The following is an 8,852-nucleotide window of genomic DNA, read 5'->3' as shown; positions in this document are numbered from 1 at the left end:
CTTTAAGTGGAACAGGGCATAGTGGTGAGTCTAATTCTCCCACTATGCCAGTTACCTTCTGCCTTCTGCCTTCATTCTTCTGCCTTCGTTTTAAAGTAAGCTAGCCAAATGAGGAACTAATTGATTAGTATTCACCACACCTTCGATTCTTTCTACTGGTTGGCCATTTTTAAATAAGACCAAAGTCGGTAAAGCATGAATCTGATATTGAGAAGCAATGGTGGGATAGCGATCTGTGTCGATCTTCACTACCTGAATGCGATCACGTAAACTCGCTCCTACTTGTTCCAAAATAGGACTCATCATTTGACAGGGGCCACACCAAGTCGCGTAAAAATCAACTAAGACTGGCGTGCTAGAAGATTCTAGCAGTTCTTGAAAACTGGAAAATTGCTTTTTAACTGCCATAATCTCCTCTGGGTGATAGCTAGTTCAATCACATCAACCAATATGGTAACTCAACAAATTTGACTCAAATCTAAAAGAAACCTAAAACCTAAATCTTCTATACTTTGCAAAAACCACATATAATCTTGCTATTTAATAGAGATTACATGAAGCCGGCCCTAGATTCAAAATTAGATGTAACGATAAAAGAGCGACTAGATTATTTTGCGTTTTACTAACTCGTAACTCTATACGGGGCGCGTCATTTGTTTGACGCGTATTTTTTTTGCCTGATTGAGCAAGATTACCCATGGGCTAAACAATTTGTTAAGAAAGTCTAGATCCCCAAAATTACCTTGGATCATGTAGAAAGACTGAATAAGAAAAGTAACTTATATCATCTTTAAATCTACATATGGCAGATTTCCCTTGGTTAACTACCAGTATTCTATTTCCCATTGCAGCTTCGTTGCTGATTCCCTTTATCCCCGATAAAGACGGAAAAACAGTGCGTTGGTATGCTCTCGTTATCGGTTTAATTGATTTTGCAATTATTGTTTACGCTTTCTATAACGGTTACGATTTTTCCAATCCAGATTTACAACTAGTCGAAAGTTATACTTGGATCCCCGAATTAGATCTGAAATGGTCGGTGGGCGCTGATGGTTTGTCAATGCCGTTGATCCTTTTGACAGGATTCATCACTACTTTGGCGATGATGGCCGCTTGGCCTGTCACCTATAAGCCAAAATTCTTCTATTTCCTGATGCTGGCAATGTATGGCGGACAAATTGCCGTTTTTGCAGTGCAGGATATGTTGCTATTTTTCTTGGCTTGGGAATTAGAATTAGTACCTGTTTACCTGATTCTTTCTATTTGGGGCGGGAAAAAGCGACTTTATGCGGCCACAAAGTTTATTCTCTACACCGCGGGAGGTTCACTTTTCATCCTGATTGCTGCTTTGACCATGGCATTTTATGGAGACACTGTAACTTTCGACATGAGTGCGATCGCAGCTAAGGATTATTCTTTTAATCTACAGTTATTACTATATGGTGGTTTTCTGATTGCCTATGGAGTGAAGCTACCGATATTTCCCCTCCATACTTGGCTACCTGATGCCCATGGCGAAGCTACAGCTCCAGCCCATATGTTACTAGCAGGAATTCTCTTAAAAATGGGAGGTTATGCCCTATTGCGCATGAATGCGGGGATGTTACCCGATGCTCATGCTTTTTTTGCGCCAGTATTAGTCATTTTAGGGGTTGTAAATATCATCTATGCAGCATTAACTTCCTTTGCCCAAAGAAATCTTAAGCGAAAAATTGCTTATTCTTCAATTTCTCATATGGGGTTTGTTCTGATTGGGATTGCCTCTTTTACCGATTTAGGAACCAGTGGGGCGATGCTGCAAATGATTTCCCACGGTTTAATTGGAGCTAGTCTCTTCTTTATGGTAGGAGCTACCTATGATCGAACCCATACCTTGATGCTTGATGAAATGGGCGGAATTGGTCAGAAAATGAAGAAAATCTTCGCGATGTGGACAACTTGTTCTATGGCATCATTAGCTTTGCCAGGAATGAGTGGTTTTGTCGCAGAATTAATGGTATTTGTCGGTTTTGCTACTAGTGATGCTTATAGCAACACTTTCAAAATTATTATCGTTTTCTTGATGGCGGTTGGGGTAATTTTAACTCCCATTTATCTACTATCAATGCTACGGGAAATACTGTACGGCCCAGAAAACAAAGAATTGGTCGAACATACCAAACTAATTGATGCTGAACCTAGAGAAGTATTTATTATTGCTTGTTTACTGATCCCCATCATTGGTATTGGTTTGTATCCCAAATTTGTTACCCAGATTTATGATTCGACTACTCATAAACTGACTATGTTGTTACGTGATTCTTTGCCTAGCTTGGTTGAAGAAGCCGTTGCAACCTCGGAATCATCTTCTATTGTTTCGACAACTGCACCCGTAATTGGGGAGTAATTTACTAGTTCTACTAGGGGGAAGTTAAAACTCAAGAGTCAAGAGTTTTTTGACTGATTGTTGTATTTCCGCTTAGATCTACTAGTAAGTCTTCAGAGAAATCCCACGGCAACTTTTTTAAGGGGTGAGGTGGGATTTCTCACAGGGTGGCAACCAAATCAAATTTGAATTATTTTTTGACTGTTTAATAAGGCAATGATCAAATTAAATCAGATTACTTTATTTTACGAATAAACATTTTTTTTCCTTGTTTCATTTGAGATAAAGCATGCATTCTTTCTCTGAATATAGCAATCCCTGCTTCGTTAGGTTGAGTTTTTTGCCAAACCTCCCGTTGCATTAAGCGATCGCACCAGGCTAAAAGATTAGGGTACTTTTCCAAGCTAATACCTAATTTGTTAATCAGAATTACTCCATTCCCTCCGACAATATCGCCAGCACTAAAGCGATCGCCACCGAAATAATCGTCATCACCTAATAGCTCAGAAAATACATTTAAAACTCGATGCAATTGCCTTCGGGATTTAATTAATTTACGAGATTTTTCTGGTTCAACAATAAGAGGAAATAACTGAGGAATTACTTTATGTTCACTCAGCATTTGTACCATTCTGACTTTTGCCAATTGCTCAGGATTTTTGGGTAGCAAAGAAGGAAGAGGATACTTAGCTTCTATATAATCAATAATTGCCAGTGATTCAAGAATTCGTAATTCATTATCGACAACTATTGGTACTTGATGAAAAGGATTTAGTTTTAAAAAATCCGATCTAAATTGTTCCCCATCTAAGTTAATTATTATGGATTCAAAGGGAATATTTTTTTCAAGTAATGTGATCCAAACCCTACGGGCCATTGGCGACAATGGATGATGATATAGCTTCAACATGAATAGAGTAGTAAGTAATAAGTAATAAGTAAGCTAGGCATTAAGGTATTGTCCTCATCCCTCATCCTTCATCCCTCATCCCTTACTTAGCCGTTTGTCCAATTTTTGGTTCTTCCCCAGCCAAGAGACGTTGAATATTACTGCGATGACGAAAAATCACATATCCCCCAGCTAAAGCTGCAAAAATAATATAGGGCAAAGAGCCATCAACAAAAATTGCCAATAAGTTAAGGGAGATCGCACCAACAATTGAGCTCAGCGAAACAATCCGAGAAACCGCGATCGTAATCCCAAAAGCTCCTAGAGTGCCTAAAGCTAATAGTGGATTCATGACAAACAAAACCCCTAAGCTCGTAGCAACAGATTTGCCCCCTGTAAAACCTAGCCAAACAGATTTACTATGACCAAGAATTGCAACTAATGCGACAGTAACAATTAACCATAATTGCCAACTTGTGGGTAGTAATTCGATAGGGGAATAGGCATAAATTAGCTTGACAAGCAATACGGCGATCGCGCCTTTCAGCATATCGATTAACAGTACTGCGATCGCAGATTTTTTTCCAATAGTTCGGAGGACATTAGTAGCACCTGTGGAACCGGAACCATGTTCTCGAATATCAATTCCCGCAAGAGACTTGCCCAACAGATAACCAGTAGGAATTGACCCCAACAGGTAAGCAACTATCACCAACAAAAAAACAGTAACTATAGCCATCCCCATAAACAATTATCACCCCTTACTTATTACCCATTACTTATTACTTATTACTTATTACTTAATAAAGATACCCCGTAGTTTTCGATTGGGATTCTGCGGCAAAAGCCAACCAAAGAGGAAACTTAAGCAGAGAAAGATTAACCAACTCTTCAGTCTCATCAATAATGATTAACGGTAACAACTTATCTTGTAACAAGCGTTCTGCTCTTTGCACCAAGACATCTGCAGATTCAAACAAAACAACTCCACGATTAGAGCCAAAATCACCCCGAGAAATCCCCAGGCAATCTTGTAATCCCCGACGCCATTCCCCCAATTTTTCCGGCGTATCCACCAAAACCAATATCCTGCAGCGATCGCGATACAAACGATACAAAATAGAAATAACCGCCGCAGTAACCAAAATATTTTGCAATCGAGAACCGACTCCTTTAATTGCCCCTCGTCCACCTTTAACAAAAAACCAATCTTTGACTCTTTCCTCGTGAATAGGTTCAAAAGTACGGCGCAATTGCCAAGGGGGGCCATAATAATCGGGACTAGTCCGATATTGTTCTAAAATTTGACTAATTTTCCTAGTTTGATCGGCAAATGCTTGGTCCGTAAACTGAGCAGGAGAAGATCTTTGACCTCTTCTTGGAGATTGTTCACCCGATCTCGTATCTCTAGAACCCTTGGCACCTCTGTCTCTAGCATCCCGGGACGCCCTCAAACCCCGATTATCTCTAGTATCTCGATTTCCTCTAGCTTCCCTGGAGGGAGCAGGCGTTTCTTTTTCTGCCAATTCCAATTGTTCAGCTGCGGTGACCAAGTCCTGTAAACTGCCGACCAAATATTCTTTAAAGCCTTGGATGCGCACTGCCAAATCCTGAGATGCTCCTGCAAAGTTGGTTCGCATTTCCTGGTGGATTCTCTCTCGGCGGCGTTCCAACTTTTCAATATCAATCAAGGTATTATTTTTACGCTCTCGCAATTCAGCCATCCCTTCTTCAAGCATTTGCTCTAAAGTTCTTTGCAAATACTGAGCTTGTTGGGATATTGCCTCTTCTCTGCGTATTTCAAGAAGACGAATCTCCTCAATGAGACTTGCTTTTTTTTGTTCTAAATCTGCTATTTGAGAAGTAAATTCCTCAGTCTGTTCGTTAATTGTTGAAGATCCCGCAGATTCCTCAATATTTAACGATTCATCCAACCAAGTATCAGTAAATAATTCGGGCTTTTTTTGTTCTGGGACAACTTCTGTTGGCACTAATTCTGGCTCGCTTATTTCTTGTGGAGACGATTCCAAAGTTACTTCCAAACCTTCTAAACTAGAACCTGACTCTTCTGCTAAATTTTCATCGCTAATTAGCTCCACCGCGGATCCAGGGAGCTCCGTAATATTTTCTTCCACTGAGGTATCAATTATCTTTTCGTCCTCTTCCTGCCACATATCAGCCAAGGATTCAGGATCTTCTGATATTGATTGTGCCACTTCTCCAACATCATTCCAATCATCGATAGCATCTGACGACGATCCGAGATTTGCGGGTTCCTTGGTTGGTTCTGATTCAGGAATTTGAGGTACTTCAGAATTCATAGATAGATAAAACTTACTTATTACTTCAGAGTGCAAAAAAAATATTACTTGTGAATAATATGCGAATATCGAACAGTTTCCCATTGTAGAATAAAGAAACTCCAAGCATCACCTATTTTACCCATTACCCAATTCTTGTTGAGGACAAAATCTCTCTAAGCAACTAACCAAGGTTTTCGGATCGAAGATGATTGGCAAGAAATGAATACTCTTGACCTCGCGAAAATAAAATAAAATTGGCACGGGTTGCCAAAAAATCCGCCAATTAGACCATTCTTGATAGGGAAAACTCCGAATTTGTTTTCCTGAATAATATACATCTAGAGCATGATTCGTAAATTTCAACCGAATTGCGATCGTCTGAAACATCAGAAACAAGCCAAAAACGAAGGGTCCGATAGCAAGCCAAACATTAACAACTGCTAGAGGAATCGCAAATGCCACTAGAAATATTGGGATTCGATAGCTTGGGGTCAATTCAATAATTTCGACCGCAGAGTCAGCAGATTCTACCTTTGTAACCATGAGAGATATCTAAAGAGTATAAATTTATCTTGTTTTTTATTGGGACAACAAACCAGTCAAAATTAAAGGAATAAACAAAAAAGCAGCAACAATCCAAAACACTGTGACAGAATCAACATTAAGAACAGCAGGCTTTCTTGGGGGCTTATTGTCATTAGAAACATGAGTTTCCCAAGAATGAGAGCTCAACTTTTCTGTCAAAAAAACAAAAACTTTAATTGTGCTTTTAAGTATTTTTGCAAATTTGCCGTTGAATATATTACTTTTCTGAAAGTCGAAAAAAGAAATCATAAGCTTTCCTCGGTTCAAGAAAGAACTGTTGCAATTGCCTAATTATAGAGTATCACCCTCAGTACTCGATAAATCTACACAGAAAACGCCCTTCAAAGATTCAAAGAGCGTTGTTTATTTCAATTATCAAACAGGTTAGGGAATATATTGATTATCTAACCGTTAATTGCAGGAGCAGTTAGTGCCACAGGAACAGACTCACCAGAAGCCAAATCTAGGGGGAAGTTATGGGCATTACGCTCATGCATTACTTCAAATCCTAAATTAGCGCGGTTGAGAACATCAGCCCAAGTGCCAACTACACGACCCTGAGAATCCAATATCGATTGGTTAAAATTGAACCCATTAAGGTTAAAGGCCATAGTAGAGATGCCCATAGCCGTAAACCAAATACCAACCACTGGCCAAGCACCAAGGAAGAAGTGCAAAGAACGAGAGTTGTTAAAAGAAGCATATTGGAAGATTAGGCGACCAAAATACCCATGGGCAGCCACAATATTGTAAGTCTCTTCTTCTTGACCGAATTTGTAACCATAGTTGAGGGATTCAGTTTCAGTCGTTTCCCGAACTAAGGAAGAAGTTACCAAGGAACCATGCATAGCGGAGAATAATGCTCCACCAAATACACCAGCTACACCCAACATATGGAAAGGATGCATCAAAATATTATGTTCTGCTTGGAATACAATCATGAAGTTGAATGTCCCACTAATCCCTAGAGGCATCCCGTCAGAAAAAGAACCTTGTCCTAAAGGATAGATTAGGAACACTGCAGTAGCAGCAGATACAGGTGCAGAATAGGCAACACAGATCCAAGGGCGCATCCCTAAGCGGAAAGAAAGTTCCCATTGACGACCCATATAGGCAAAGACGCCGATTAGGAAGTGGAAGACTACGAGCTGGTAAGGGCCACCATTATAGAGCCACTCATCTAGAGAAGCAGCTTCCCAAATAGGATAGAAATGAAGCCCAATTGCATTACTTGAGGGAATAACCGCACCAGAGATGATGTTATTGCCATATATGAGAGAACCAGCTACAGGCTCGCGAATACCATCGATATCCACTGGAGGAGCAGCGATGAAAGCGATGATAAAACAAATAGTCGCAGTGAGCAAACAAGGGATCATTAACACGCCAAACCAACCAACATAAAGACGGTTGCTGGTACTAGTAATCCACTTACAAAAACGCTCCCAGGGACTATAACTTTGTCCTCTATCTAAGGTAGTTGTCATAGTTATTATTGCTGATATGAATTTTGTTCTTCTGTTAAGACAAAGGCAAATTGGGTTTGTCTTAAATCTAAGTATATTTACTTCTCTTACTGTTGAACCAGTTTTTTATGTTAATTTATTTTTAGATATTTCTCGTTATTTATATTTATTTATATTTAATTTAAGAATATTAATTTATGTAAAGCAAAACTATTAATTGCATTAGATAATTGTAATATTTCTTTGCTTTAAAATACATGTCTTTAGATAGCAAAATTGATGGCAAACAATCATATTCAGGATTAATTTAGCTTAAATGCCAATTTTTGACAATGTAAAGGTTTTCTTGCTATCTATTTTTTTTTGATTCCAAAAATATACTTTTACTAACCAATCTTTACAAAAAATTAACACGGTAATACTACTGAATCGAGAAGACTACAAGTGGTTTCTAACTTATAACAGCTTAGAAAAAATGAGTTAGCTTTCTTCGTTGTGGGGGACTTCGGTTTCCTGGACAATCACGAATGGCTGCACAATTGAGGTGATAAATTCTCGTTGAGGATTATCATTCCAACTACTAAGTTGCTCGGTCGAAGGTTTAGAAATCAATTTTTGAGCAATCCAACTGCTAACTAAGTCTTTTTTGTCTAATGCGATCGCCTCACTAACATCGAGTAGATCAAGATGGTTAGCAACGACAATTAAAACATCTCTTTTTGCATGAGGCAATAAATCTTGCCAGCTAACACTAGCAATATCTTGGTTCAATTTTTCTTTGATATCAGACATAAAAAGTATGAATTTAGAGAAATACAACTTAATTTATGTTAATGCCAAACGGTTATAGTCTATAGCTAAAAAAATTCTTGAAATAAGGTTGACCATAGAAAATTAATTTGCTAGTATTTATAACTGTGCTGGTGTAGCTCAGTTGGTAGAGCTGCTGATTTGTAATCAGCCGGTCGCAGGTTCGAGTCCTGTCACCAGCTTCTTAATTTATATAACTCTCAAACCCTTACGCAGCTTGAAACTCTTGTTTTTAACGGGCCTTCGCTTGAAGGCAGAGGGCAGAGGGCAGCGGTGCGACCCCGCGCCCTTGCAAGGCGCTAGGGAACGCTCACCAAGAGAGAGGGCAGAAGGATAAAACTACTTCTAACTTATCCCTTTAGGTTAAATTCCTCCACTTCTTTAAGTGGAACAGGGCATAGTGGTGAGTCTAATTCTCCCACTATGCCAGTTAC

General features: G+C 39.2%; 9 protein-coding genes and 1 tRNA gene. 2 read left to right on the top strand and 8 right to left on the bottom strand.

The annotated features are described in order from the left end of the window. Positions 1-90: 90 nt before the first annotated feature. Positions 91-408 carry a thioredoxin gene (gene trxA / locus XEN7305_RS00990; protein WP_006507443.1) on the bottom strand — a complete coding sequence of 106 codons (318 nt, stop codon included), beginning with the start codon at positions 406-408 and terminating at the stop codon, positions 91-93. Between the two features lie 394 nt (positions 409-802). Here trxA and XEN7305_RS00985 point away from each other — a divergent pair, with 394 nt between their 5' ends. After that, entirely contained in the window at positions 803-2,386 is a 1,584-nt protein-coding gene (locus XEN7305_RS00985; RefSeq protein WP_006507441.1) for an NAD(P)H-quinone oxidoreductase subunit 4, read from the top strand. Between the two features lie 214 nt (positions 2,387-2,600). On the opposite strand, the gene XEN7305_RS00980 is transcribed toward XEN7305_RS00985, so the two are convergent. The 7 genes from XEN7305_RS00980 to XEN7305_RS00950 all read right to left on the bottom strand — a co-directional run bounded on the left by XEN7305_RS00980 (position 2,601) and on the right by XEN7305_RS00950 (position 8,400). Continuing rightward, entirely contained in the window at positions 2,601-3,275 is a 675-nt protein-coding gene (locus XEN7305_RS00980; RefSeq protein ID WP_040896289.1) for a glutathione S-transferase family protein, read from the bottom strand. 82 nt (positions 3,276-3,357) lie between these two features. Further along, positions 3,358-3,993: a glycerol-3-phosphate 1-O-acyltransferase PlsY gene (gene plsY / locus XEN7305_RS00975; RefSeq protein WP_040896291.1), complete on the bottom strand. Its 636-nt coding sequence runs from the start codon at positions 3,991-3,993 to the stop codon at positions 3,358-3,360. A gap of 61 nt (positions 3,994-4,054) precedes the next feature. Next, entirely contained in the window at positions 4,055-5,575 is a 1,521-nt protein-coding gene (locus tag XEN7305_RS00970; protein WP_006507438.1) for a DUF3086 domain-containing protein, read from the bottom strand. Positions 5,576-5,692: 117 nt separating this feature from the next. Next, the gene (locus XEN7305_RS00965; RefSeq protein WP_006507437.1) at positions 5,693-6,100 is read right to left on the bottom strand and encodes a DUF3119 family protein; all 408 of its coding nucleotides are present in this window, start codon (positions 6,098-6,100) and stop codon (positions 5,693-5,695) included. 36 nt (positions 6,101-6,136) lie between these two features. Beyond that, complete coding sequence (locus XEN7305_RS00960) at positions 6,137-6,391, bottom strand: hypothetical protein (RefSeq protein ID WP_006507436.1); 255 nt, start codon at positions 6,389-6,391, stop codon at positions 6,137-6,139. Between the two features lie 155 nt (positions 6,392-6,546). Beyond that, positions 6,547-7,629: a photosystem II q(b) protein gene (gene psbA, locus XEN7305_RS00955; RefSeq protein ID WP_006507435.1), complete on the bottom strand. Its 1,083-nt coding sequence runs from the start codon at positions 7,627-7,629 to the stop codon at positions 6,547-6,549. Between the two features lie 459 nt (positions 7,630-8,088). Beyond that, positions 8,089-8,400 (bottom strand): DUF2288 domain-containing protein, encoded by a 312-nt coding sequence (locus tag XEN7305_RS00950; protein ID WP_006507433.1) that lies wholly within the window; start codon positions 8,398-8,400, stop codon positions 8,089-8,091. A 127-nt stretch (positions 8,401-8,527) separates the two neighbouring features. Here XEN7305_RS00950 and XEN7305_RS00945 point away from each other — a divergent pair. Then, positions 8,528-8,600, top strand: a tRNA-Thr gene (locus XEN7305_RS00945). Positions 8,601-8,852 lie beyond the last annotated feature (252 nt).

The organism is Xenococcus sp. PCC 7305 (genome assembly GCF_000332055.1).
GTDB lineage: Bacteria > Cyanobacteriota > Cyanobacteriia > Cyanobacteriales > Xenococcaceae > Xenococcus.
The sequence above is the reverse complement of the archived record's forward strand: the minus strand, read 5'-3'. Positions and strand labels throughout refer to the sequence as shown.

Excerpts from the sequence above, each read along its gene's own strand:
- trxA (WP_006507443.1), bottom strand. The coding sequence starts at position 408 with ATGGCAGTTAAAAAGCAATTTTCCAGTTTTCAAGAACTGCTAGAATCT.
- XEN7305_RS00985 (WP_006507441.1), top strand. The coding sequence starts at position 803 with ATGGCAGATTTCCCTTGGTTAACTACCAGTATTCTATTTCCCATTGCA.
- XEN7305_RS00980 (WP_040896289.1), bottom strand. The coding sequence starts at position 3,275 with ATGTTGAAGCTATATCATCATCCATTGTCGCCAATGGCCCGTAGGGTT.
- plsY (WP_040896291.1), bottom strand. The coding sequence starts at position 3,993 with ATGGCTATAGTTACTGTTTTTTTGTTGGTGATAGTTGCTTACCTGTTG.
- XEN7305_RS00970 (WP_006507438.1), bottom strand. The coding sequence starts at position 5,575 with ATGAATTCTGAAGTACCTCAAATTCCTGAATCAGAACCAACCAAGGAA.
- XEN7305_RS00965 (WP_006507437.1), bottom strand. The coding sequence starts at position 6,100 with ATGGTTACAAAGGTAGAATCTGCTGACTCTGCGGTCGAAATTATTGAA.
- XEN7305_RS00960 (WP_006507436.1), bottom strand. The coding sequence starts at position 6,391 with ATGATTTCTTTTTTCGACTTTCAGAAAAGTAATATATTCAACGGCAAA.
- psbA (WP_006507435.1), bottom strand. The coding sequence starts at position 7,629 with ATGACAACTACCTTAGATAGAGGACAAAGTTATAGTCCCTGGGAGCGT.
- XEN7305_RS00950 (WP_006507433.1), bottom strand. The coding sequence starts at position 8,400 with ATGTCTGATATCAAAGAAAAATTGAACCAAGATATTGCTAGTGTTAGC.